General features: G+C 65.4%; 21 protein-coding genes and 1 pseudogene. 8 read left to right on the top strand and 14 right to left on the bottom strand.

The annotated features are described in order from the left end of the window. Positions 1-40 precede the first annotated feature (40 nt). The 4 genes and pseudogenes from ectA to QM615_RS09605 form a co-directional block, all read left to right on the top strand. A pseudogene (ectA, locus tag QM615_RS09620) lies at positions 41-613 on the top strand (diaminobutyrate acetyltransferase); the annotation flags it as partial. 48 nt (positions 614-661) lie between these two features. Further along, on the top strand, positions 662-1939 hold the full coding sequence (gene ectB / locus QM615_RS09615; protein ID WP_262498410.1) for a diaminobutyrate--2-oxoglutarate transaminase: 1278 nt from the start codon (positions 662-664) through the stop codon (positions 1937-1939). A 41-nt stretch (positions 1940-1980) separates the two neighbouring features. After that, complete coding sequence (locus QM615_RS09610) at positions 1981-2379, top strand: ectoine synthase (RefSeq protein ID WP_032379201.1); 399 nt, start codon at positions 1981-1983, stop codon at positions 2377-2379. 118 nt (positions 2380-2497) lie between these two features. Next, on the top strand, positions 2498-3349 hold the full coding sequence (locus QM615_RS09605) for a Sir2 family NAD-dependent protein deacetylase (RefSeq protein WP_094640217.1): 852 nt from the start codon (positions 2498-2500) through the stop codon (positions 3347-3349). On the opposite strand, the gene proB is transcribed toward QM615_RS09605, so the two are convergent. The 12 genes from proB to QM615_RS09545 form a co-directional block, all read right to left on the bottom strand. Further along, complete coding sequence (proB, locus tag QM615_RS09600) at positions 3322-4461, bottom strand: glutamate 5-kinase (RefSeq protein WP_188078663.1); 1140 nt, start codon at positions 4459-4461, stop codon at positions 3322-3324. The genes QM615_RS09605 and proB overlap by 28 nt on opposite strands. A gap of 2 nt (positions 4462-4463) precedes the next feature. After that, the gene (gene obgE / locus QM615_RS09595) at positions 4464-5915 is read right to left on the bottom strand and encodes a GTPase ObgE (protein ID WP_149406232.1); all 1452 of its coding nucleotides are present in this window, start codon (positions 5913-5915) and stop codon (positions 4464-4466) included. A gap of 175 nt (positions 5916-6090) precedes the next feature. Beyond that, a complete protein-coding gene (rpmA, locus tag QM615_RS09590) occupies positions 6091-6354 on the bottom strand; it encodes a 50S ribosomal protein L27 (protein WP_032379202.1) in 264 nt (87 codons plus the stop codon). Between the two features lie 60 nt (positions 6355-6414). Next, on the bottom strand, positions 6415-6726 hold the full coding sequence (rplU, locus tag QM615_RS09585; RefSeq protein ID WP_032394581.1) for a 50S ribosomal protein L21: 312 nt from the start codon (positions 6724-6726) through the stop codon (positions 6415-6417). 235 nt (positions 6727-6961) lie between these two features. Beyond that, positions 6962-10402: a translation initiation factor IF-2 N-terminal domain-containing protein gene (locus QM615_RS09580; RefSeq protein WP_149406233.1), complete on the bottom strand. Its 3441-nt coding sequence runs from the start codon at positions 10400-10402 to the stop codon at positions 6962-6964. A gap of 504 nt (positions 10403-10906) precedes the next feature. Continuing rightward, positions 10907-11320 carry a nucleoside-diphosphate kinase gene (ndk, locus tag QM615_RS09575; protein WP_032394582.1) on the bottom strand — a complete coding sequence of 138 codons (414 nt, stop codon included), beginning with the start codon at positions 11318-11320 and terminating at the stop codon, positions 10907-10909. Between the two features lie 69 nt (positions 11321-11389). Continuing rightward, positions 11390-11779: a DUF4233 domain-containing protein gene (locus QM615_RS09570; protein WP_094670662.1), complete on the bottom strand. Its 390-nt coding sequence runs from the start codon at positions 11777-11779 to the stop codon at positions 11390-11392. Further along, on the bottom strand, positions 11776-13206 hold the full coding sequence (folC, locus tag QM615_RS09565; RefSeq protein ID WP_149406234.1) for a bifunctional tetrahydrofolate synthase/dihydrofolate synthase: 1431 nt from the start codon (positions 13204-13206) through the stop codon (positions 11776-11778). Before folC ends, QM615_RS09570 begins: the two co-directional genes overlap by 4 nt. Next, the gene (locus tag QM615_RS09560; RefSeq protein WP_149406235.1) at positions 13207-15882 is read right to left on the bottom strand and encodes a valine--tRNA ligase; all 2676 of its coding nucleotides are present in this window, start codon (positions 15880-15882) and stop codon (positions 13207-13209) included. Positions 15883-15891: 9 nt separating this feature from the next. Next, entirely contained in the window at positions 15892-17883 is a 1992-nt protein-coding gene (locus QM615_RS09555; RefSeq protein ID WP_149406236.1) for a prolyl oligopeptidase family serine peptidase, read from the bottom strand. A 28-nt stretch (positions 17884-17911) separates the two neighbouring features. Continuing rightward, positions 17912-18697, bottom strand: coding sequence for a SigB/SigF/SigG family RNA polymerase sigma factor (locus tag QM615_RS09550; RefSeq protein WP_037193137.1), 786 nt, complete (start codon positions 18695-18697; stop codon positions 17912-17914). Further along, positions 18697-19128 carry an ATP-binding protein gene (locus tag QM615_RS09545; protein WP_149406237.1) on the bottom strand — a complete coding sequence of 144 codons (432 nt, stop codon included), beginning with the start codon at positions 19126-19128 and terminating at the stop codon, positions 18697-18699. The genes QM615_RS09550 and QM615_RS09545 overlap by 1 nt, the downstream gene beginning before the upstream one ends. 149 nt (positions 19129-19277) lie before the next feature. On the opposite strand from QM615_RS09545, the gene malQ reads away from it, so the two are divergent. After that, positions 19278-21485, top strand: a complete 2208-nt coding sequence (gene malQ, locus QM615_RS09540; protein WP_188078680.1) for a 4-alpha-glucanotransferase — start codon at positions 19278-19280, stop codon at positions 21483-21485. A gap of 34 nt (positions 21486-21519) precedes the next feature. Then, positions 21520-22359 carry a formate dehydrogenase accessory sulfurtransferase FdhD gene (gene fdhD / locus QM615_RS09535; protein WP_149406238.1) on the top strand — a complete coding sequence of 280 codons (840 nt, stop codon included), beginning with the start codon at positions 21520-21522 and terminating at the stop codon, positions 22357-22359. On the opposite strand, the gene QM615_RS09530 is transcribed toward fdhD, so the two are convergent. After that, positions 22342-23025: a CoA transferase subunit B gene (locus QM615_RS09530; RefSeq protein ID WP_149406239.1), complete on the bottom strand. Its 684-nt coding sequence runs from the start codon at positions 23023-23025 to the stop codon at positions 22342-22344. The genes fdhD and QM615_RS09530 overlap by 18 nt on opposite strands. Continuing rightward, a complete protein-coding gene (locus QM615_RS09525; RefSeq protein ID WP_179272194.1) occupies positions 23022-23771 on the bottom strand; it encodes a CoA transferase subunit A in 750 nt (249 codons plus the stop codon). Before QM615_RS09525 ends, QM615_RS09530 begins: the two co-directional genes overlap by 4 nt. 109 nt (positions 23772-23880) lie before the next feature. Here QM615_RS09525 and pcaH point away from each other — a divergent pair, with 109 nt between their 5' ends. Beyond that, positions 23881-24597: a protocatechuate 3,4-dioxygenase subunit beta gene (gene pcaH, locus QM615_RS09520; protein WP_068052499.1), complete on the top strand. Its 717-nt coding sequence runs from the start codon at positions 23881-23883 to the stop codon at positions 24595-24597. After that, a complete protein-coding gene (gene pcaG / locus QM615_RS09515; RefSeq protein ID WP_149406240.1) occupies positions 24590-25228 on the top strand; it encodes a protocatechuate 3,4-dioxygenase subunit alpha in 639 nt (212 codons plus the stop codon). Before pcaH ends, pcaG begins: the two co-directional genes overlap by 8 nt. The last annotated feature ends 8 nt before the right edge of the window (positions 25229-25236 follow it).

Raw genomic sequence — 25236 nt, 5'->3', positions numbered from 1 at the left:
AAGTGACCAGCATCACATTGACGGGTTAACCTGGGAAAGCATGTCCGATTCCGGGGTCGATTTCCCGGCGCACTCGATATGCCTCGGCGACCTTGTTACGTTTGTATTTCCTATGAAGCCCGCATTGCTGAGAGGTACCCCGCTCACTGCGCCGGACGCAGTGAAGTTTCGTAAGCCACAGATCTCCGACGGAGTCCGGCTCTGGGAGATCGCAAGAGATTCGCGAGTTCTGGATCTCAATTCCAGCTACTCGTACGTGTTGTGGTGTCGTGATTTCGCGGCCACCACCGTCGTATCCGACATCGACGGCCGCGCAGTCGGTTTCGTCACCGGATACATCCGCCAGGACGCCCCGCGCACACTGTTCGTGTGGCAGGTCGCCGTGGATGCGGACCAGCGTGGCAAGGGACTTGCCGGTCGCATGCTGATGGAGCTGCTCGACCGCCTCGAGCCACAGGGCATCACGCATCTGGAAACGACGATCAGCCCGGACAACGAAGCGTCGATCGCAACCTTCACCAGCCTCGCACGCAAGCGAGGCACCGATATCGTCAGGTCGGATTTGTTCGCGCCCAACGATTTCCCTGATAGCCACGAAGCCGAGGAGCTCTACACAGTAGGCCCCGACGCGTCGCGGAATTACGAAAGGAACAAGCAGAACATGACCGAAAAGAACACCGTGACAACAGAGAAGCCCGATGTATTCGAGACCGTCGAGTCCGGCGTGCGCAGCTACAGCCGCCAGTGGCCCGCCGTGTTCACCACCGCGAAGAACTCGGTCATCACCGACGAGAACGGCAACGACTACCTCGACTTCTTCGGTGGCGCAGGCGCTCTCAACTACGGCCACAACAACGACATGATCAAGAGCGCGTTGGTCGACTACATCACCAGCGATGGCATCACCCACGGACTCGACATGTCCACCGTCGCCAAGCGCGAGTTCCTCGAGTCGTTCAAGAAGAACATCCTCGATCCCCGCGGCCTGGACTACAAGGTTCAGTTCCCCGGGCCGACGGGCACCAACACCGTCGAGGCCGCACTCAAGCTTGCTCGCAAGGTCACCGGCCGCGAGGCGATCATCAACTTCACCAACGCATTCCACGGCATGACCCTCGGCGCGCTGTCGGTCACCGGCAACTCGATGAAGCGAGCGGGAGCCGGAATTCCGTTGGTGCACACCACTCCGATGCCGTACGACAACTACTTCGGCGGCGTCACCGAGGACTTCCAGTGGTTCGAGCGCGTGCTCGACGACTCCGGCAGCGGTTTCAACCGCCCGGCCGCAGTGATCGTGGAGACCATCCAGGGTGAGGGCGGCATCAACGTCGCGCGCCCCGAGTGGCTGCGCGCCCTGGCCGAGCTGTGCTCGCGCCGTGAGATCCTGCTGATCGTCGACGACGTGCAGATGGGCTGCGGACGCACCGGCCAGTTCTTCTCGTTCGAGGAAGCCGGCATCACCCCGGACATCGTCACGCTGTCCAAGTCCATCGGCGGCTACGGCATGCCGCTGGCACTGACTCTGTTCAAGCCCGAGCTGGACGTCTGGGCACCGGGCGAGCACAACGGCACCTTCCGCGGGTTCAACCCGTCGTTCGTCACGGCGAAGGCCGCCATCGATCACTACTGGTCCGACGACATGTTCGAGAAGGAAACCCTCGTCAAGGGCGAGCACATCCAGGACCGGTTCATGAAGCTGTGCGCCAAGTTCGACGGCATCTCCACCCGCGGCCGTGGCATGGTTCAGGCCCTGGTGTTCGACGACGCAGAACTCGCCGGCAAGGTGTCTCAGCTGTGCTACGACGAGCGTCTGCTCGTCGAGACCGCCGGCCCCAAGGACGAGGTCGTCAAGCTGCTTCCCCCGCTGACCACGACGATCGACGAGCTCGATCGCGGCCTGGACATCATCGAAAGTGCCGTCGCGAAGGTCCTCTCCTAGAGACCCGTTCGCACGCACCGATATCGAAGGAGGACATCGACATGATCGTTCGCACCACGCAGGAGATCACCGGTACCGACCGCGACATCTCGAGCGAAGACGGCAACTGGCGCAGCAAGAGAATCATTCTCGGCGGCGACAAGGTCGGATTCTCGTTCCACGAGACGACGATCCAGGCCGGCACGGTGAACAACTTCCACTACGCCAATCACGTCGAGGCCGTCTGGCTCATCGAGGGCGAGGGAACGCTCACGGACCGCGAGACCGGCGAGACCTACGAGCTCGGTGCGGGATCGATGTACCTGCTCAACGGACACGAGCGCCATACTGTCGAGCCGCGCACCCAGATGCGCATGCTCTGCGTGTTCAACCCTCCCGTCGTCGGCAACGAGACGCACGACGAGAACGGTGTGTACCCCCTCGTCGAGGTACCCGCGTAACACTGGCACATCTTCACGGCCCGCACCGACGCTATCCAGGTCGGTGCGGGCCATTGGCGTATCTACGGTGCCCATCCGGCGAGGGATCGCTATCCTGGACGAAGTGAATGCAACCCCTGTGTCCGCGGCACCGTACGAGCAGCTGACTTCCCTGCTCGATGGGAAGACCGTCACCGTCGTCAGCGGTGCGGGCATGTCCACCGACTCCGGGATTCCCGATTACCGCGGTCCGCAGTCACCGCCTCGAAACCCGATGACGTTCCAGCAGTTCATCGGTGACGCCGAATTCCGTCGGCACTACTGGGCCCGCAACCATGTCGGGTGGCGACACATGGACGCCGCCGTGCCCAACGACGGCCACCGAGCTCTCGCCCGACTCGAACGGGCAGGCGTCGTCACCGGGATCATCACCCAGAACGTCGACATGTTGCACACCAAGGCGGGCAGCCGACGCGTCATCGACCTGCACGGCGTCTACGCCCGAGTTCGCTGCCTGAACTGCGAGCGGTTGATCTCGCGTTTCGAGTTGGCCCGCCGACTCGATCGCGCCAATCCCGGTTTTCTCGAGTCCGTTGCGCCCGCGGACGGCGTCGAGATCGCCCCCGATGCCGACGCCATCATTTCCTCGACCGCGCACTTCCGCATGGTCGACTGCGAATCATGTTCGGGCATACTCAAACCCGACATCGTCTACTTCGGTGAGAGCGTGCCCAAGCCGCGCGTGGCCGAGGCATACGATCTCGTCGACCGAAGCGACGCGCTGCTGGTGCTCGGATCCTCACTGACCGTGATGTCGGGCCTGCGGTTCGTCAGACACGCGTCCAAGACGTCGAAGCCCATCGTCATCGTCAACCGCGGCACCACTCGGGGCGACGAATTCGCTTCTCTCACACTGCACGCCGGGTGTTCCGAGGTAGCGACCGCGTTGGCCGACGACGTCGATCAGGCAGGAACCAGATCGTCGGCATGAACCACCGGGCGCTGTAGCTCTGCGGCCAACTCCCCTGTCGACCGCCCGAGCATCCCGGCGAGTTCCCCCGAGTCGTACGCGACGACCCCGCGAGCCACCAGTACGCCAGCGTGATCGACCAACGACACCACGTCTCCGCCGTGGAAAGAACCCGTCACCGACGTGATACCAGCGGACAACAACGATCGTCGCCGCTCCACCACGGCACGCACGGCCCCGGCGTCGAGGTGCAGTTCTCCCGCAGCATCGGCAGCATGACGGACCCAGAACTTGCGCGCCGACAACCGCGTCGGCCGGGCAGCGAAAGCGGTACCCACCGCGGACGTCGTCAGCGCATGAGCAGCATCGGATGCCGCGGCCAGCAACACCGGAACGCCGGCGTCGGCCGCGAGACGCGCAGCGGACAGCTTGGAGGCCATTCCGCCGGTGCCGAGCGCTCCCCCCGAACCGGCGACGACACCGTCGAGATCCTCGGGGCTGGTCACTTCCGGGATCAGTGTCGCTTTGCCTTTGCGGGGATCACCGTCGTACAACCCGTCCACGTCCGAGAGCAGGAACAGTGCGTCCGCACCGACGAGGTGGGCGACCAGAGCAGCCAGGCGATCGTTGTCGCCGAACCGGATCTCTGCGGTGGCGACCGTGTCGTTCTCGTTGACGATGGCCACGGCACCGAGTGAGCGCAACCGATCCAGGGTGCGCTGAGCGTTGCGGTGGTTGGTTCGCCGCGCGATGTCCTCGGCGGTCAGCAGAACCTGTCCGACCGTGCGCCCGTACCGGTGGAACGACGAGCTCCACGCATGAACCAGAGCGAGTTGACCGACGCTCGCAGCAGCCTGCTTGGTGGCCAGGTCCCGTGGTCGCTTGGTCAGGCCCAACGGTGCCATCCCTGCGCCGATCGCACCGGAGGACACGACCACCACATCGGTGCCGCTGCGCATCCGAGACTCGATGGCGTCGGCGAGCAGATCGAGTCGAGTCAGATCCAGACCGGTGTCGAGGCTGGTGAGCGCCGAGGAACCGATCTTGACCACGATGCGCTTGGCATCGGCGATCGTGCGACGGGTATCGGTGAGAGCCTCTGCGAGCGAATCGGATTCACGCACCGCCGCCACGTCTACTCCTGTTCGGTATCGAGCCCGCGACGTACCTGGCGGGCATGCTTGCGTTCGGATGCGCCGATGCGCTCGACCTGATCGAGACGGGCATCGGTGCCTCGGCCTGTCATCGTGATCTCGACACCGGCCGGAGTCTGCGGCTCCCAGTCGAACGACACGTCGCCGATGGTGACCGAAGCACCGGGCTGAGCGCCGGCCTTGATGAGTGCGTCCTCGACTCCGAGCCGCGCGAGGCGGTCGGCGAGGTAGCCGACGGCCTCGTCGTTTGTGAACTGCGTCTGACGCACCCAACGCTCGGGTCGGGTACCGCGAACGATGAAGCCGTCCGGGATGTCCGGATCCTTGACGACCTTGAAGCTGTCGTCGTTCCGAGCGACCGGGCGTAGCACCTGACGCCGCGGCTCGGGAGCCGGATGCGCGGTGCGGTACTCCTCGACGAGCTTGGCCAATGCGAACGTCAGCGGCTTGAGACCGGCACGCGTCACCGCGGAGATGGTGTACACGGGCCAGTCACGGGACTCGAACTCGGCGGTGACCATCTCGGCCAGCTCGGCACCCTCGGGAATGTCGGCCTTGTTCAACACCACGATGCGGGGCCGATCGGCCAGATCGCCGAGGCTGGCGTCTCCGGACAGCGCCGGCTTGTACGCGGCCAACTCGGCTTCGAGGGCATCGACGTCGGAGATCGGATCGCGGCCGGGATCCAGTGTGGCGCAGTCGACGACGTGCGCGAGAACGGCACACCGTTCGAGGTGACGCAGGAAGTCGAGACCGAGACCTCGGCCCTGACTCGCGCCGGGGATCAGCCCGGGAACGTCTGCGACGGTGAAGGTGGTGTCTCCGCTGGAGACCACGCCGAGGTTGGGCACCAGTGTGGTGAAGGGGTAATCGGCGATCTTCGGCTTCGCTGCGGACAGCACCGAGACCAGCGACGACTTACCGGCCGACGGAAAACCGACGAGGCCCACGTCTGCGACGGACTTGAGTTCGAGGACGAGCTCGCGTTCGATGCCCTCTTCGCCGAGGAGCGCGAATCCGGGTGCCCGCCGAGCCTTCGAAGCCAGAGCTGCATTGCCGAGGCCGCCGCGGCCGCCGGGAGCGGCGTCGAAACGTGTTCCCTCGCCGATCATGTCGGCGAGCACGTTTCCCTTCTTGTCGAGCACGACGGTGCCGTCGGGAACCTTGAGAATCAGGTCCTCGCCATTGGCACCCTCGCGGTTGCCACCCATGCCCTGAGTTCCGTTGCCTGCCTTGGCATGGCTGGAGAAGTGGAAGTCGAGCAGAGTATGGACGTTGCTGTCGACGACGAACACGACTCCGCCGCCCTGCCCTCCGTTACCGCCGTCCGGGCCGCCGAGAGGCTTGAACTTCTCGCGGTGAACCGAAGAGCAGCCGTTGCCACCTTTGCCGGCGCTGACGTGCAGCACCACGCGGTCGATGAATCGTGACATAGCTGTCTTCGATCCTTTCGTGAAAGAGAAAGCGGGAGAAAAAAGCGATAGGGGCGGACCGGTCTCATGACCCTGGTCCGCCCCTATCGGGAGCTGTGAACGTACGCCGTGGATGGTCGACACGAGCAGTTGCCCGGTCGCGTCGGCCATCGTGAGCGCCAGCGCTGCAGAAGGACTAGGCCTCTACAGCAACCGGAACGATGTTCACGGTCTTGCGACCGCGCTTGGCACCGAACTCGACTGCGCCGGGGGCGAGTGCGAACAGGGTGTCGTCGCCGCCACGGCCGACGTTGACGCCGGGGTGGAAGTGCGTGCCACGCTGACGAACCAGGATCTCGCCTGCGCCTACGGTCTGGCCGCCGAAACGCTTGACGCCGAGGCGCTGAGCATTCGAGTCGCGACCGTTACGGGAGCTTGATGCGCCCTTCTTATGTGCCATGTTGCATACCCTCCTCGGGGTGAATCAGCTTGGAAGAACTCAGGTCCTGCGGGGACCTGGTTACTTGATGCCGGTGACCTTGAGGACAGTGAGCTTCTGCCTGTGTCCCTGACGCTTGTGGTATCCGGTCTTGTTCTTGAACTTGTGGATGCGGATCTTCGGGCCCTTGGTGTGCTCGACGATCTCACCGGCGACCGAGATCTTCGCCAGCTTGTCTGCATCTGTGGTCAGGTCGGATCCGTCTACGACGAGGACCGGAGCAAGCGAGACAGCAGTGCCGGGCGCTCCCTCGATCTTCTCGACCTTGACGAGGTCACCAACAGCGACCTTGTACTGCTTTCCGCCGGTCTTGACGATCGCGTACGTTGCCATCGGAGGGCTACCCCTTGCTTCTTCGAACTTGCTCGCGTTGCGCATGGCAACACGACTGGTCTGGTAAAACGTGTTTGCTTGCTCCCTATCGGCCGGCCACGGCGATGTTCACCTAGGCCCGCTCGAGAACCGTTGTTTCCTGCAAGGCCACTACGGCACAGCAGAACGGTGTCACCGGGAGCGACTTATCAAGGTTACGGCAGAGAGACGGCCAGGGTCAAACTGCCCCGCGCTGCTAGGCATCGATGTCCACCGGAGGCCCCGCAGGCCGCGCTGCTGCGCGCCGTCTACGAGGACGTGCCGCCGGCACCTCCACCGGCTCCACGGACTGCTCGGCCGCCGCCGTGAGCGGAGCCGCCGCCTCGTCGGGTGCCGTCCCCGCCTGGTCGGAGGCCGTGGCGTCCGCGGAGTCGTCCGCGACAGGAACGACGATCACCATGCCCGCGTCGGGTGCTGTGCCGGTCGGCGCGGCTGCCTTGCGCGCCACCCGCCGTCCGCGTCGAGCCTTCGGTGCCACCGGCTCGACGGAAGGCTGGTCGGCCTCGGTCTCGGTGGCCGCATCGGCTGCCGTGACGTTCGTCTCCGCGTCGGCGACCGCAGCGGCCGCAACCTCCACATCGTCGGCGGAGACCACGGTCACCTCGGCGTCGCCGCCGGGAGCTTCGGGGGCCGGTGTCTCGACATCGGCGGGGCTGACGTCGGCCACCACGTCGTCGTGGTGCGCCGCCATGGCCAGTGCCACCGGATGCGCCCGCTTGATCGACGGATCGACCACGGGGTGTTCCTGACCGTCTGCCGCACCGGCACGATCGTTCGAGGAGGCCCGCTCGTTGCCGTCGGACCGATCGTTGCCCTCGGCCTTGTTGTCCTTGCCACGACGACGCCTGCTGCTGGTTCCCGAGTTGCCCGATTCCGAACGCGACGAGTTCGACCGACCGCCGTCGTTGTCCGGCTTGGCGTCGATGGGGAACGGGTGCACGACGATGCCACGACCCTGGCAGTGCTCACACGTGGTGGAGAACGCCTCGACGAGCCCCGTGCCGAGCTTCTTGCGAGTCATCTGCACCAGACCGAGCGAGGTCACCTCGGAGACCTGGTGGCGAGTCCGGTCGCGTCCGAGGGACTCGGTGAGTCGTCGGAGTACGAGATCGCGGTTGGACTCGAGCACCATGTCGATGAAGTCGACGACGATCATGCCGCCGATGTCTCGCAGCCGCATCTGGCGCACGACTTCCTCGGCGGCCTCGATGTTGTTGCGAGTGACCGTCTCTTCGAGATTGCCGCCCGACCCGGTGAACTTGCCGGTGTTGACGTCGACGACGGTCATCGCCTCGGTGCGATCGATCACCAGGGTGCCGCCGGACGGCAGCCAGACCTTGCGATCGAGGGCCTTGGCCAGCTGCTCGTCGATGCGGTGCGCGGCGAAGACGTCGACGGAACTGCCGTCGGCCTCGTATCGGTGCAACCGCTCCATCATGTCCGGGGCCACGGTCTCGACGTAGTTCGACGTCGTCGTCCACGCCTTGTCGCCCTCGATGACGAGCTTGGAGAAGTCCTCGTTGAACAGGTCACGGATGACCTTGACGAGCATGTCGGGCTCTTCGTACAGCGTCTGCGGTTGCACGCCCTTGCCGGTTTCGGCGTTGGCCGAGCGTTCTTCGATGCTGGCCCACTGCGCCTGCAGGCGAGTCACGTCGCGTGCGAGCTCTTCTTCGCTGACGCCCTCCGCTGCGGTGCGGATGATGACGCCGGCCTCGGGAGGCACGATGTCGCGGAGGATCTCCTTGAGACGCTTGCGCTCGGTGTCGGGCAGCTTGCGGCTGATGCCGGTGGAACTTCCACCGGGCACGTAGACGAGGAATCGACCCGCGAGCGACAGCTGCGTGGTCAGGCGAGCGCCCTTGTGCCCCACCGGATCCTTGCTGACCTGGACGAGAACCTGATCGCCGGGCTTGAGAGCCTGCTCGATCTTCCGTGAGTTTCCGCCCAACCCCGCAGCGTCCCAGTTGACCTCGCCCGCGTACAGCACGCCGTTGCGGCCACGCCCGATGTCGATGAAGGCTGCTTCCATGCTGGGCAGCACGTTCTGCACGCGGCCCAGGTAGACGTTGCCGACCATCGACGCAGTGGCACTGCTGGTGACGAAGTGCTCGACGAGCACACCGTCTTCGAGCACGGCAACCTGAGTGGTCAGCGGGTGATCTGGAGTTGCCTTCTCACGCACGACCATGACGCGGTCGACGGATTCGCGGCGAGCCAGGAACTCGGACTCGGTGAGGATCGGCGGCCGACGACGACCGGCATCGCGCCCGTCGCGGCGGCGCTGGCGCTTGGCCTCGAGACGCGTCGAGCCCGTGATTCCCTGGACCTCGTCCCGGGGTGCCCGGCTCTTGTTGCGCGGCTCGCGCTCGTGCACGACGGTGTTGGGCGGATCGTCCTCGGACGAGGCACCCTCGGCAGCGGCCTCTGCTCCGGTCTTGCGCCGGCGACGGCGTCGACGACGACGGCTGGAGCCGTCCCCGTCCGAACCGCCGTTGTCGGAGTCGTCGTAATTGTCCTGGGCACCCGAATCGGACTCGTCGTCGCCGTCCTCGGCCAAGGAGTCCGCGGTGCGCGTGTCGTCGGAGGAATCGGTCGAATCGGAGTTCTGCCGGTCCGAGGTACGGCTGCGAGTGCGCGATCGACGCGAGCGTCGTCCCGAGTTCGACTGCTGCTCGTCACTCGACAAGGACTCGTCCGAGTCGGAATCGGTCGATTCTGTGTCGGCCGAATCGGTGGTCTCCGAGTCGCCGTCGGAATCGTCGTCGGAATTGTCGTCGTTCGACTCGTCCGAGGACTGCTCGCCGCGACCACGGCCGCGGCCACGGCGGCCACGGCGGCGGCGTCGAGGCTGAGATTGATCGTCGTCCCCGTCACCGTCGGTCGATACCTCGGCGGCGCTCGACTCGTCGGCCTCGGAAGAGGACCGGTCGGTCGAGACTGCAGAGGTCTCCGGTACAGAGGTCTCGGGTGCAGCGGTCTCCGGCGTCACCGTGGACTCACTGCCGTCGGTGTCCGCGCTGGTGTCGGTGCCGGCGACCTCGTCCTTGGGCGCTGCCTTGCGGCTGCGGCGACGGCGCGCCGGGGGCTCCGCCGGTGACTCCGCCGATTCCGTCGCTGGGGCGTCCACGGCTGCGGGCTGCAGAAACAGCGGGGTGGCGAACGTCGTCGCGGTGGGCTGGTCGGTCGTTGCCGCGGACCGATCGGCCTCCGGCTCCGGAGCGGTCGCGCTGGTGAACAGCTGCGGCTCGGACCACGGGGCCTCGACGGCGGGTGCGTCGACGGGTTCCTCCGCAACCGGCTCCGGCTGCGCGGCAGTCGACGACTCGACTGTCTGCCCGGTGGGCGCTGTGGGCGCGTTGACCGAGTCACGAACGGACTCAGCGACGTCACGGCTCAGGCTCGACTGTGCACTGCGCGCTTCGATACCGAGCTCACCGAGGGTGACGAGCAACTGCTTGCTGGTGACGCCCAGAATCTTTGCCAGAGCGTGCACGCGCAGCCTGGTCGGCAGCTCGATCGTGTCGGGTTGCGCCGACGACACCGCGTCGGTTTCCACAGACGACACCGTGCCGGGAGGCTCCGTACGACCTGCGTTTGCGTTCTGTACATCTTCGGGCGGGCTTTGATCGGCCACGTAGTCTCCTCGGGCCCCCGGGCGCGTCCATCCGACTTCGGGTGTGACGCGGCCACGCGAGGGCAATCCTTGTGTACTCACGTCGGGTTGGACGTCAGCTGTTCGGTCTCGCTCCGCACCCGAGCCGATGACCACTTCGTAGTTCTCGGTGGTCGACGACAGCGTGTGCGGTGCCTGGCTGGATGGTGGTGTACCGGCGATCCGAGCGCCTGATCATCAAGCAAGAACGCGAACGAGCCTGTCTCTCGTTCGAGCATCTGCGATGACGGGCAGCGGATAGACGACAGTCATCCGATCGATACACCACACCGGACTAGCGAACTTCGGTGAAGCCTTGGCTTCGGGTGGAGCGTGAAACCTGTACGTACTGGTGCAGTGAAGTCGATCTGTCGTCGAGTATCCCACACGCTGTGATGCGTACTCGCCACGCCGCACCGTTCGGGTTCCGAGCGGATGCGGCGTGGCCGGAAGGAAGTGCTGCTTTTCGTGTCGAAGGCGGAACGGTCAGGCGAGGCCGGGGAACCAGAGTGCGATCTCGCGCTCGGCCGATTCCACGGAATCCGATCCGTGCACCAGATTCTGCTGACCGTCGAGGGCGAGGTCACCACGGATGGTGCCGGGAACCGCCTTGGCGACGGGGTCGGTGCCGCCTGCGATCTGGCGGAACGCAGCGATGGCGCGGGGGCCTTCGAGAACTGCGGCCACCACCGGTCCGGACGTGATGAACTCGAGCAGCTCGGGGAAGAACGGCTTGCTCTCGTGCTCCGCATAGTGAGCCGAGGCCAGTTCGCGGGAGACGGTCTTGAGCTCGAGTGCGACGATGCTCAGACCCTTCTTCTCCACGCGGCCGAGGATCTCTCCTACGTAACGCCGGGCAACTCCGTCGGGCTTGATCAGTACAAGGGTGCGGTCGGTCACGTCGAGAACAGTAATGGAACACAGCGATGCGGCGCGCGCCGCATCGCCGAAACCGACAGGTTTCCCCTGTCAGTCGCGCTGCCCCGGCAGCATCCCACGTCGGATTCGCTCGGTGATGTCACGGCGCAGGTACAGCAGATACAGCCACACGGCGATGAAGATCAGGCCGACGATGCCGATGGACAGATGGAACACCGTTCCGAACAGAACGAACACTTGCAGAATCAGATTGAACTTCATCGCCCAGGGCTCACCCTGCTTGCCGGCGCCTGCGATCATCGCGACCGCGAGGAGAACGATGTACGTGGTCGAAAACCACGTTGCACCGCCGCCCACGACGGCCACCACAGGCAGCGAGAGCAGAACGACGATGGCTTCGAGTACCAACGTTCCTGCACAGACACCGCGGAACCCCTTCCACGGATCGTTCGTGGGTGGTCTGAACTCTGTCTCGCTCACGCGGGGTCCTTTCCGAACAGAGTGCGGGCTGCACCGACGGTCACCACGGATCCGGTCACCACGACTCCGGCACCGGACACGGCCTCACCCGGCTCGGCAACTTCCTCGGCCAACCCGATCGCCGTTTCCAGCGCATCGGGCAGGGTCGACGCCACCACGACGCGTTCGTCGCCGAATTTGGCCACCGCGATGTCGGCCAACGCGTCCACGTCCATCGCCCGCGCTGACCCGTTGTGGGTGACGACGATGTCGTCGAACACCGGCTCCAGCGCGTCGAGGATTGCACCGACATCCTTGTCCGCCATGACACTGACGACGCCGACGAGTTTGCGGAAATCGAATTCGTCGGTGAGGGCAGCGGCGAGCGCTGCTGCCCCGTGCGGGTTGTGCGCGGCATCGAGAAACACCGTCGGGGCGTTGCGCACCCGCTCGAGTCGACCCGGATTGACCATCGTTGCGAACGCGCCGCGCACGGTGTCCTGATCGAGTTGACGATCCGGACCCGCACCGAAGAAGGCCTCCACCGCCGCGAGTGCGAGTGAGGCATTGTGCGCCTGATGCTCGCCGTGCAGGGGAAGGAAGACGTCGGTGTACACCCCGCCGAGCCCCTGCAGTTCCAGTTGCTGGCCTCCCACGGCGATCTGCCTGCCGAGGACGGTGAATTCCGATCCGGCTCGGGCCACCGCAGCGTCCGCCTGTACCGCCGCCCTCAGCAGGACCTCGGACACCTCGGGCTGCTGCTTCGCCAGAATCGCGACGGTATCGCGCGGCACCAGCGATTCCGGTGCCTTCTTGATGATCCCCGCCTTCTCTCCCGCGATCGTCGCGAGATCGTCGCCGAGGAACTCGACGTGATCGAGGCCGATCGGGGTGATGACGGCAACCTCGCCGTCGACGACGTTGGTGGCGTCCCAACGCCCGCCGAGTCCGACCTCGATGACGGCAACCTCGACCGGGGCCTCGGCGAACGCCGCGAACGCCATGGCCGTGACCACCTCGAACTTGCTCATGCGGGGTCCGCCCGCAGCCTCGGACTGCGCGTCGATCATGTCCACGAACGGAGCGATCTCGTTGTAGGTGTCGACGTAGAGCCGCGGCGAGATGGGCCGGCCGTCGATGCTGATCCGCTCGGTCGCCATCTGCAGGTGCGGACTTGTGGTGCGGCCTGTGCGCCGATGGAACGCGGTGAGGAGCGCATCGATCATGCGGGTCACCGAGGTCTTGCCGTTCGTGCCCGCGACGTGAATCGACGGGTACGCCCTCTGCGGCGAGCCGAGCAGGTCCATCAGCGCCGAGATCCGAGCCGTCGACGGCTCGATCTTCGTTTCGGGCCAACGCTTGTCGAGCTCGGCCTCCACGAGTGCGAGCTCGGCCAGATCGACCGGGCTCGGCGGAGGCAGGGGCAGGGCCTCGTCGGATTCGGTCACTTAGGTTCCCATCGATTCGAGCCGCGCCGTGATGCGGACGATCTCTTCGCCTGCGATCGTCTGGCGTGTTCTGATCTTGTCCACCACCGCATCCGGTGCCTTCGCGAGAAACGCTTCGTTGCCGAGCTTGCCGGTGGTCTGCGCAAGTTCCTTCTCCGCAGCCGCGAGATCCTTCACCAGTCGGGCCCGCTCGGCGACCAGGTCGACGGTGCCCGAGGTGTCGAGTTCGACGACCACGGTGGCCTTGCTCAGACGCACCTCGACCGACGCCGTCGCCGCGAAGTCCTCGGCCGGCTCGGTCAGTCGAGCCAGTGCGGTGACCGCCGAAATCTGCCCGTCCAGATCCGATTCGGAGACTCCGACGATGCGGGCCGCCACCTTCTGGGACGGCTTGAGTCCCTGATCACTGCGGAACCGGCGAATTTCGGTGATGAGTCGTTGCATGTCTTCGATGCGCTGTGCGGCAACAGAATCCAGCGAATCGGTGGAGGCAGTGGGCCACGCGGCGATCACCAGCGACTCGCCGCCGGTGAGCACCTTCCACAGCGTTTCGGTGACGAACGGAATCACCGGATGCAGCAATCGCAACAAGGCGTCGAGAACGTTGCCGAGTACCCCGCGCGTGGTGACGGCGATGGCGTCGTCGGCGAACTGCACCTTGGCGATCTCGAGGTACCAGTCGCAGACCTCGTCCCAGGCGAAGTGATAGAGCGCCTCGCAGGCCTTGCTGAACTCGTAACGGTCGAACGCCGAATCCACCTCTGCCCGAACCTGTTCGAGTCGGTCGAGGATCCAACGGTCGGCGTCGGTCAGCTCGGACCGCGACGGGAGATCTGCCGGTGCCGCGCCGTTCATCAACGCGAACTTCGTTGCGTTGAACAGCTTGTTGGCGAAGTTGCGCGAGGACTGCGCGTGATCCTCGCCGACCGACATGTCGGCACCGGGGTTCGCGCCGCGAGCGAGCGTGAAGCGCAGCGCGTCGGCACCGAAACGATCGACCCAGTCGAGAGGATCGATGCCGTTACCTCGCGACTTCGACATCTTCTTGCCGAACTGGTCCCGAATCAGGCCGTGCAGAAACACATCTCGGAACGGAACCTGCGGCCCCTGCTTGCCTGCGGTGATCGCGTCGTCCGCTCCGACGTAGGTGCCGAACATCATCATGCGGGCGACCCAGAAGAACAGGATGTCGTATCCGGTCACGAGAACACCGGTGGGATAGAACTTCTCGAGATCGGCCGTGGCGTCGGGCCACCCCATCGTCGAGAAGGGCCACAGCCCGGACGAGAACCAGGTGTCGAGGACGTCGGGATCCTGCTCCCAGCCCTCGGGTGGCGTCTCCCCCGGTCCGAGGCAGACGGTCTCGCCGTCGGGTCCGTACCAGATCGGAATCCGATGACCCCACCACAGCTGACGCGAGATGCACCAGTCGTGCATGTTGTCGACCCAGGCGAACCAGCGCGGTTCCTGACTCTTGGGATGAATGACGGTGTCGCCGTTACGCACTGCGTCGCCGGCCGCCTTCGCCAGGGTGTCGACCTTGACCCACCACTGCAGCGACAGACGTGGCTCGATCGGCTCGCCGCTGCGCTCGGAGTGGCCGACGCTGTGCAGGTAGGGGCGCTTCTCGGCGACGACGCGGCCCTGCTCGGCGAGTGCTTCACGCACCTTCACGCGCGCCTCGAAGCGATCCATACCGTCGAATTGCGTTCCGGTATCAGTGATCCGGCCTGCCTTGTCCATGATCGAGGGCATCGGCAACGAGTGCCGCACGCCCATCTCGAAGTCGTTGGGATCGTGTGCCGGGGTGATCTTCACTGCGCCGGTGCCGAACTCGGGGTCCACGTAGTCGTCGGCGATGATCGGGATCTGCCGTCCGGTGAACGGGTGCTCGAGGGTGGTGCCGACGAGAGCCTTGTACCGTTCGTCGTCGGGGTGGACCGCGACTGCGGTGTCGCCGAGCATCGTTTCGACTCGGGTGGTCGCGACGATGACGTGTGGCTCGGCATCGTCGAGCGAGCCGTATCGCAGCGACACCAGTTCGCCGTCGACGTCCTCGAACTTGACCTCGATGTCGGAGATGGCGGTCTGCAGCACCGGCGACCAGTTGACCAGTCGCTCGGCGCGGTAGATCAAACCGTCGTCGAACATCCGCTTGAACATGGTCTGGACGGCCTCGGACAGGCCGTCGTCCATGGTGAAACGCTCTCGACTCCAGTCGACACCGTCGCCGATGCGTCGCATCTGCCCACCGATGGTTCCGCCGGATTCACGCTTCCAGTCCCAGACCTTGTCGAGGAACGCCTCGCGTCCGAACTCTTCCTTGGTCTTTCCGTCGGCGGCGAGTTGTTTCTCCACGACGGTCTGCGTGGCGATACCCGCGTGGTCCATGCCCGGCAACCACAGCACCTCGTACCCGAGCATCCGCTTGCGACGACTGAGCGCGTCCATCAGCGTGTGGTCGAGAGCGTGGCCCATGTGCAGGCTGCCGGTGACGTTGGGCGGGGGCAGCACTATGGAATAGGGCGGCTTGCCGCTGGTCGCGTCGGCTTCGAAGTACCCGGCGTCGACCCAGGACCGGTACAGCTCCGCCTCGACCGCACTGGGATCCCAGCTCTTGGGCAGGTCGATCGAATCGGCGGGGTTCTCTGAGTGCTCTGGCGCTGAACTGGTCACCGGTCGATTCTAGTGGCCGAGGATTCGGGGCATCGACACCCTCTCGCCCAGCACGTGCTGGGCCAGGAATGCCAGCACCACCTCGTACCAGACCTTGGCGTGCTGAGGACTCAGAATCCAATGGTTTTCGGCCGGGAAGTAGAGAAAACGATGCTCGGTGTTGCCCTCGTCGTCGGCGGGCAGGCCGGATTCGCTGAGCAGTTCGTACCACAGCCGTAGGCCCTCGCCGATGGGCACGCGATAGTCCTTGTCGCCGTGGATCACCAGCATCGGCGTCGCGATGTCCGCGACGAACAGGTGTGGGGAGTTCTCGACCGCCATCTCCGGAGACATTTCCCGCGCCCAGTACCACGGCGCATCGGTCGTCGGGCCGAATTGATCGAGCGCCCAGAGGCTCGCATGGGTGACGATGGCGTCGAACCGATCGGTGTGTCCGGCGATCCAGTTGGCCATGTAGCCGCCGAAAGATCCGCCCATCGCCGCGGTGCGGGTCTCGTCGATCTCGGGTAGCGCGACCGCGACGTCGGTCAACGCCATCAGATCGGTGAACGGAGCTTTGCCCCACGCTCCCCAGCCGCGCTGTACGAACTCTTGGCCGTACCCGGTGGACAGCGCCGGGTCCGGCAGCAGCACGGCGTACCCGCGCGCGACCATCAGCCACGGATTCCACCGCCACGACCAGGTGTTCCACGAGCCGAGCGGGCCACCGTGCACCCACAGCAGCAGAGGTGCGGGTGCCGCGTCCGAGGCACCCTCGGGCAGTGCAAGCCAGCCGCGCACCCGAGCACCGTCGTCGACGACGGTGTCGATCTCGGTGAGAGTTCCGGGCACCGGACAGCGGTCGACGGAGGTGTCGAGGTCGTCGACGGTGCCGTCGGACAGGTCGATCGAGACCGGATGCGGGGCGGCCAGATACGACGCGGCGAGGGCCAGCACCCTGGTTCCGTCCGAGGACACGTGGACGTGGGTGTACGCGTCGTTCGTGTTCGTCAGCCGACGCGGCTCCGCGCCCTCACGCACGACGAAGATCGGGGACCGGCCGTCGTCGTCCGCGGTGACCAGTACCCCCGACCCGTCCGGCAGCCACACCGGGTCGATCGGCCACCGATCCCAGCCGGGAGCGAGATCGACGACCGAAGCAGACTCGAAATCGTAGCGCTGCAGCGTCATTCGAGGCGCGTCCTCGGGAGTGGAGAGCGATTCACGCACGAACACCACGGACGCTCCGTCCGGCGAGATCGCAGGTGCGCCCAGGTCGGCATCGACGTCGTCGACGATCGTCGTACGCTCCCCCGTCGCGGTGTCGATACGCACCAGCACCGTCCGCACGGTCGCCAGAGCGCCGGGGACGGACCAGGTGGACACGACGAACGAACCGTCGGCACCGACATCGAAGGCCGCTTCGTGCAACGCTCCGGCCGCATCCGACGTCAGATCGCGCAGTCCGGTCGAACCGTCCGACGATCCCGCGAACAGGTGCGGCGTCGCAGGCCCCAGATCGTGATCCCAGAAACGCACCGGAACTCCGGTGTGCAGAATTGCATCCACCTTGTTCGCCTTGCGCTCGGTGCGCAGGGCGTCGTCGTCCTCATCGGTGCTCGACGATCCGAACACCGGCGAGAGCCCGACGAGCCCGAATCCGGAACGGGCGGTCACGACCTCGCTCAGACCGGCGGACCTGGTCTCGAGAACGCGCGCCTCACCGCCCGAGGCAGGCAGAATCCACAGCCGAGCCGGATCGTCCTTGCTCGATGTGCGAGAGAACAACAGATCGCCCGCTGAGGTGAACACCGGAGCACTCTCACCCCACTCGTTGTGGGTGATCCGCCGGGCGGGCGAACCGCCGTCGACATCGATCTCCCACAACGACGTTCGGTACTCGGTCCGCGAATCGTCCAGTGCGGCAACCACGACCACCGCCCGCGAGAAATCGTGCGATGCCGCCAGGCCCGTGACCCTACGGGCTCCGATGTACTCGTCGACGTCGTCGTACACACTCATCCAGCGAGCCTAGCTTTACTGGTCGCCCTCAGTCCTCGCCGAGGTCCTCACGCAGCTGAGCGAGCGTGCGAGCCAGGATTCGCGAGACGTGCATCTGCGAAATCCCCACCTTCTCCGCGATCTGAGTCTGGGTCATCGACCCGAAGAATCGGAGCACGACGATTCGACGCTCACGCTCGGGCAACTTCTCGAGTGCAGGCCGCACCGCGAGGTAGCTCTCCATCTTCTCGAGTTCGGGATCATCGGCACCGAGGGTGTCCATCAGCGGCAACCGATCCTCGCTGACCACCGAGTCGACCGAAACGGTCTGATACGCGCTGCGCGCAAGCAAAGCCTGCGAGGCTTCCTTGACGTCGATCCCCAGCTCGGCCGCGATCTCGCTGGCGGTCGGAGCTCGGCCGAGCTTCTGCGACAGCGATCCCACAGCCTGGGAGATCATCGAGTTCAGTTCCTTCATGCGCCGCGGCACTCGAACCGACCATCCGGCGTCGCGGAAGTAGCGGCGAGCCTCGCCCATGATCGTGGGCACCGCGAACGACACGAAATCCGAACCGCGTTCTATGTCGAATCGGTCGACCGCGTTCACCAGACCGAGACGTGAGACCTGCAGCAGGTCCTCGTGTGCTTCGCCGCGGCCGCCGAAGCGGCGTGCGATGTGTTCTGCGAGAGGCAGGCAGCGGGTGATGATGCGATCGCGCAGCACTCGGCGCTGCGGTGAATTCTCGTCGAGCGCCTGCATCTGCTGGATCAGTGCGACAACGTCGCTGTAATCGTCGGACTCTCGCCGTGTGCTTCGTTCGTGCGGCACAGGCACTAGACCTTGCTCCTCCGCTTGACCACGTCGATCGCGACCGTGTGACCGGCCTCGCCCTCGACGGCGTCGTCGGCGCGCAACTCGATGGCGTCGGTCAGCGTCTGCAACACGTGCCAGCCGAAACTGTCCTTCTTCGGCACGGATGTGGAGGTCAACGTGGAGGTGACGACGATCCGGATTCCGGAGTCGCTCACCGCGAACGTGCACGAGAGCTCTGCATCGGTGACCGAGCCCTTGATCAACTGCGAACACACCTCGTCCACGACCAACTTGACGTCGGCGATGTCGTCGAGCGTGAAGTCGCTGAGCACTGCGAGTGTTTCGGCGACTGCACGGACCACCGGAAGCTGGTCGGCCTCGGCGCGCACCCTCAGCTCGACCGGTGCACCGGAACCTCGCTCCAGTTCTTCGATCTTGCTGACCCCAGCCATCCGCACTTCCTATCGTCGCCGAGCAGTCGTTTTACCGTTCGCCGACCCAGACTACCCAGCGCGGCGTGTTTCAATCCTGGCAGTCGAGCAACCGGACCCGCCCGTCGTTCGGATCGGAGCGGTGGCCGGTGAACGAAGGCCCGGCCGGCATGACGCGGGCGCGGCGAACTGGCACGATCATCGGTGTGGACTACTCGCAGGCACTTCGCTCTCTCGCCCGACGTCTCGGCACATCGACCTCGTACCGAGGCTGGGACGACACCGAACACGAAGTGAGCGACGACACCCTGCGTCAGGTGCTCGCCGCGCGCGGCTACGCGACCGAATCGACCGAGGACGTCGACCGAGCTCTGGCCGACATCGAGAACGCGCCGTGGCGGCGCCTGCTTCCGCCGGTGGTGGTGGCCACACAGGGCACCGACGCCGTGGTGTGGGTCCATGTGCCACACGGCAATCCGGTCGAGGTCTCGATGGTCTCCGAGGACGGCGAGACCATCGAGGTGACCCAGGCCGACATCTGGGTCGATCCCCGTGAGGTCGACGGCCGCCTCATCGGTCGTGCCACGTTCGTCGTTCCGAGCAGTGCACCGCTCGGTTGGCACAGCCTGACCGCGACGACGATCAGCGAGGACAACACGGTCCGGACGTCGGACACGGTCGTGGTCGTCACTCCGAAGTCGTTGTCACCCAACGCAGAACTGGCAGATCGGCAGCGGACGGGCTTGCTCACCCAGCTGTATTCGGTGCGATCGAGACGATCATGGGGAATCGGTGATCTCGGTGATCTCGAGGACATGGCCGACATCGTCGGCCGCGAGCACGGCTTCGACTATCTCCTCGTCAATCCGCTGCACGCCGACCGACCCACCACACCGGTCGAGGCGTCGCCCTATCTGCCGACCACCCGCCGGTTCTTCAACTCGCTCTACATCCGAGTGGAGAACATTCGTGAAACCGCGCTGCTGTCACCGGAACAGTTCGGCAAGGTCCGGAAAGCGGCGAAGCGGTTCGACAAGGCCAACAAGCGAACCGGAAAGCTGAACAGAGACTCGACCTTCACGGCGAAACTGCGTGCCCTGGAACGTGTTCACAAGGTGGAACGGAGCCCGGCGCGCGAATCCGCATTCCGCGCGTTCGTCGAACGCGAGGGTTCCGGACTGCGCGATTTCGCGGTGTGGAGCGCCCTGGCGGAGAAGTTCGGACCCGAGAATTCGGCCTGGACCGACAAGGCAGCACACCCGCGGACCGACTTCGTGCTCGAACAGCGCACCAAGCTCGCCGAGCGCATCGACTTCCACATGTGGCTGCAGTGGATCTGCGACGAGCAGTTGGCCGCCGCGCAACGCTCGGCACTCGATGCTGGGATGGACATCGGGATCATGCACGACCTCGCCGTGGGCGTGGCGCGCGGCGGAGCCGACGCCTGGGCGCTCGGTGACGTATTGGCGTCGGGAGTCACGGTGGGCGCGCCGCCGGACAACTTCAACCAGCAGGGCCAGAACTGGAACCAACCCCCGTGGGATCCGGACCGACTACGCGAACTGGCGTACGTCCCCTACCGCGACATGCTGCGCACGATCCTTCGTCATGCCGGCGGTATCCGCGTCGACCACATCCTGGGTCTGTTCCGCCTGTGGTGGATTCCGCAGGAGGCCGAGAATGCCGGCGGCGGAACGTATGTCGAGTACGACCACGAGGCGCTGATCGGTATCCTGGCCCTCGAGGCCGAGCGGGCAGGCGCGGTGGTGGTCGGCGAGGATCTCGGTGTCTTCGAGCCGATGGTGCAGGAGTACCTCACCGAGCGCGGCATCTTCGGCACCTCGATCCTGTGGTTCGAAGCGGACGAATCCGGGCCCATTGCACCCGAGGACTACCGCACCCTGTGCCTGACGTCGGTGACCACACACGATCTGCCCCCGACGGCCGGATACCTCGAGGGTGAACACATAGACCTGCGGTCCCGTCTCGGCCTGCTCGAACGAGACATCGAGGCCGAGAAGGACATCGACGCAGCCAAGCGCGAGGCAGTTCTCGACCTGGCGCGCGAGCGCGGATTGCTCGGTGCCGACGCCGACAACCACGAGACGGTGGAAGCTCTGCATCGCCTCGTCCAGCGCAGCCCGTCCCTGCTGATCGGTGTCGCTCTCGTCGACGCCGTCGGCGAACACCGAATTCAGAACCAGCCCGGTACCGACGAAACCCAGTACGAGAACTGGAAGATCCCGTTGGCCGACGCGAAAGGCAAGCGTGTGCTCGTCGACGACCTCGTCGATCACCCGCGCCTGGTCTCGTTGGTGAGCGCAATGGCCGACCGAGTCGACGGCCGAACAACACCGGGGTCCACAATCGAAGAATGAGTCACCCACGTCACCGCGAATCCGGCCGATACTGATGGGCCGCATCACCACCCGCAGGCCCGTTGTCCGACTCCGAGGTGAGCACCGCGTCGAACGTCCGGACACTCTCGTGGTGGAGGAGCCGCTCGAGTTGCGGGTGAACGGCGCAGCGCTGGCCGTCACCATGCGCACTCCCGGCCACGACGTCGAGCTCGTTCACGGCTTCCTGCTGACCGAGGGTGTGATCGCCTCGGGAGCCGACATCGCAGCGGCTCGCTACTGCGACGGAGTCGACGACGAGGGCGCGAACACCTACAACGTCCTCGATGTCACCCTGGCCGCGGGAGTCGCTCCGCCCGAGACCGGCGTCGAACGCAACTTCTACACGACGTCCTCGTGTGGGGTGTGCGGCAAGGGATCGTTGGACGCGATTCGCTTGCGCACCAAGCATTCCCCCGTGGCCGATTCCGTCGTCGTGACGTCGGACACTCTCACCGGGTTACCCGACACGTTGCGGGCTGCGCAGAAGGTCTTCGATGCGACCGGCGGCCTGCACGCCGCCGCCCTGTTCACTGCGGACGGCGAGATGCTCGTCCTGCGTGAGGATGTCGGACGCCACAATGCCGTCGACAAGGTCGTCGGCTGGGCGGTGACCAACGATCGAATTCCCCTGCAGGGCACGGTGCTGATGGTCAGCGGCCGCGCCTCGTTCGAGTTGGCCCAGAAGGCGGTGATGTCCGGAATACCGATTCTCGCGGCGGTCTCGGCCCCGTCCTCGCTGGCCGTCGACCTCGCGACCGAATCCGGTCTGACGGTCATCGGCTTCCTCCGCGGCCGGTCGATGAACATCTACTCCCACGCCGACCGCGTTCTCGTCTCAGACGGTAGTGCCTGAGTCGTTCCGCAGGCTCCACTCCTGACCGACGTCGACCAGTAGTTCGGCCGCGGTCGCGTTCCTGACCTCGTCCACGGACACACCCGGTGCGGTCTCGACGAGACGGAGACCGTTCTCGGTGACGTCGAGAACGGCCATGTCCGAGATGATCCTGTGTACGCAGCCCTTACCGGTCAGCGGCAGGGTGCACTGCTCCAGAATCTTCGGCTCGCCCTTGCGAGAGACGTGCTCCATCATCACGATGACGCGTCGCGCTCCGTGCACCAGATCCATCGCGCCACCCATGCCCTTGACCATGTGCCCGGGAATCATCCAGTTCGCCAGATCACCGGTGGCGCTGACCTGCATCGCCCCCAGAACGGCGACGTCGACCTGGCCGCCGCGGATCATTCCGAACGACTGCGCGGAATCGAAGTAGGACGCACCGGGAAGGACCGTGATGGTCTCCTTGCCCGCGTTGATGATCTCGGCGTCGAGTTCGTCCTCGGTGGGATACGGTCCGACGCCGAGCACTCCGTTCTCCGAATGCAGGATCACCGAGACGTCGTTGGGGATGTAGTTGGGCACGAGCGTCGGCATGCCGATGCCGAGATTGACGTACTGACCGTCGCTGAGTTCCTGCGCTACCCGTGCCGCCATATGTTCGCGGGTCATCTTCTCGCTCATGCTCGTACCGTCCTCTGCTCGATGCCGACCTCGACCGGTCCGACGTGGACCACCCGCTGTACGTGAATACCCGAGGTGTGCACCTCGTCGGGTCCGATCTCACCCGGTTCGACGAGATGCTCGACCTGCGCGATGGTGATGCGCCCCGACTCCGCCGCAGGCGGATTGAAGTTTCGCGCACTGGCGTGGAACACCAGGTTCCCGTGACGGTCCCCCTTCCACGCGTGCACGAGCGCATAATCTGCGACGATCCCGCGTTCCATCACGTAGGTGACGCCGTCGAACTCGCGTGTCTCCTTCGGTGGACTTGCCAGTGCGATTCCGCCGCTACCGTCGTAGCGCAGCGGCAATCCCCCGTCGGCGACCTGTGTGCCGACGCCTGCGGGGGTGAAGAACGCGGGGATCCCGGCGCCGCCTGCGCGCAGTCGCTCGGCGAGCGTGCCCTGCGGAGTGAGCTCGACTTCGAGTTCGCCGGACAGGTACTGCCGTGCGAATTCCTTGTTCGAGCCCACGTAGGAGCTGATGGTTCTCCGAATGCGGTGCTGCATCAACAGAACGCCGAGACCGAAGCCATCGGTTCCGCAGTTGTTGCTGATGGTCTCCAGATCTGTCGCACCCTGCGCGAGTACAGCGTCGATCAGTATTTCCGGCACTCCGACCAATCCGAATCCCCCGACGGCGATCGAGGACCCATCAGGGATGTCCGCTACGGCTTCGGTGGCGCTGGCCACGACTTTATCCAACATGAGATGCACGCTACAGCATTCTGTGCGACATATGAACAGTTTGCCACAATGCGAACACTTCGCTATTCTGGCTGTTGCGTAGATCACCCACGATCGTGAGGAACCGTCGATGCTTCATCTCCCGCCCGAGTACCGGGACCAATCGGGTGTCCATGCCCCACGCGACTTCCCCGAGTACCGGACCACCGCCCTTCGGCATCCGGCACAGCCATTGACCCTGCTCCCCCAGCGACTGACCGAGATCACCGGACCGGTGCTGGGCGAGGGACGAGTCACCGCCGCCGACGCAGACCTCACCCTGGCGAACGACGGTGAGGCGCAGGGGCAGCGGATCATCGTGCACGGCCGGGTGCTCGACAGCGACGGCAAGGCGATTCCGAACACCCTCGTCGAGGTGTGGCAGGCCAATGCAGGCGGTCGATACCGACACACCGGTGACCGGTGGCCCGCACCACTGGACCCGCACTTCAACGGCACCGGTCGCGTTCTCACCGATGCCCAGGGCAGGTATCGCTTCACCACGATCAAGCCGGGCGCGTATCCGTGGGGCAATCACCACAACGCATGGCGGCCCGCTCACATTCACTTCTCCCTGTTCGGTCAGGCGTTCACCCAGCGCCTCGTGACACAGATGTACTTCCCGGACGACCCCATGTTCTTCCAGGATCCGATCTTCAACGCCGCCCCCGAGGACTCGCGGGCCCGAATGATCGGCGCGTTCGATTACGAGGCGACACAGGACAACTGGGCCCTCGGATTTCGATTCGACATCGTGCTCCGCGGCCGAAACGCCACCCCCTTCGAGGAAGACGACCACGATGACTGATCCCGAGTTCGCCCCGCGCTACCCCGTGGTCGCCGGAGCCGATTTCACCACCGCCTCCTTCGGGCAGACCCCCTCGCAGACCGTGGGCCCGTACGTGCACATCGGATTGTTGTGGCCCGACGGCGAAAACGTGGTGCCGCCGGGCACCGAAGGCGAGATCACCGTGTCGTTCACACTGATCGACGGAGCCCGAAACCCCATGTCCGACGCCATGATCGAGACCTGGCAGGCCGATGCCGACGGCCGGTTCGATCACCCCGACGATCCGCGTGGCGCGGTGCCGTCTCGCATCACGGGCTTTCGTGGCTTCGGGCGAGCGTTCGCCGACGAGACCGGAACGATGACGATCACGACGATCAAGCCGGGACCGCTTCCCGCCGAGAACGGTGCTGTGGAGGCACCGCACATCGACGTCGGGATCTTCGCCCGCGGGATGCTCGAGCGGGTCGTGACGCGGGTGTACTTTCCCGACGAGGCCGAGGCCAACGAGCTCGATCCGGTGTTGTCCGCCGTGCCGGAGCACAAGCGTGCCAGACTCGTCGCAGCACCGGTGCACGGTGGGTACCACCTCGACATCGTGCTGCAGAACACCGATCCGGACGGCGACGAGACTCCGTTCTTCGCGCTGTGACACACCGA

This window comes from Rhodococcus sp. IEGM 1341 (genome assembly GCF_030056895.1).
In the GTDB taxonomy this organism is placed as follows: Bacteria; Actinomycetota; Actinomycetes; order Mycobacteriales; family Mycobacteriaceae; genus Rhodococcoides.
This window is presented reverse-complemented; position numbering and strand designations above follow the sequence as displayed.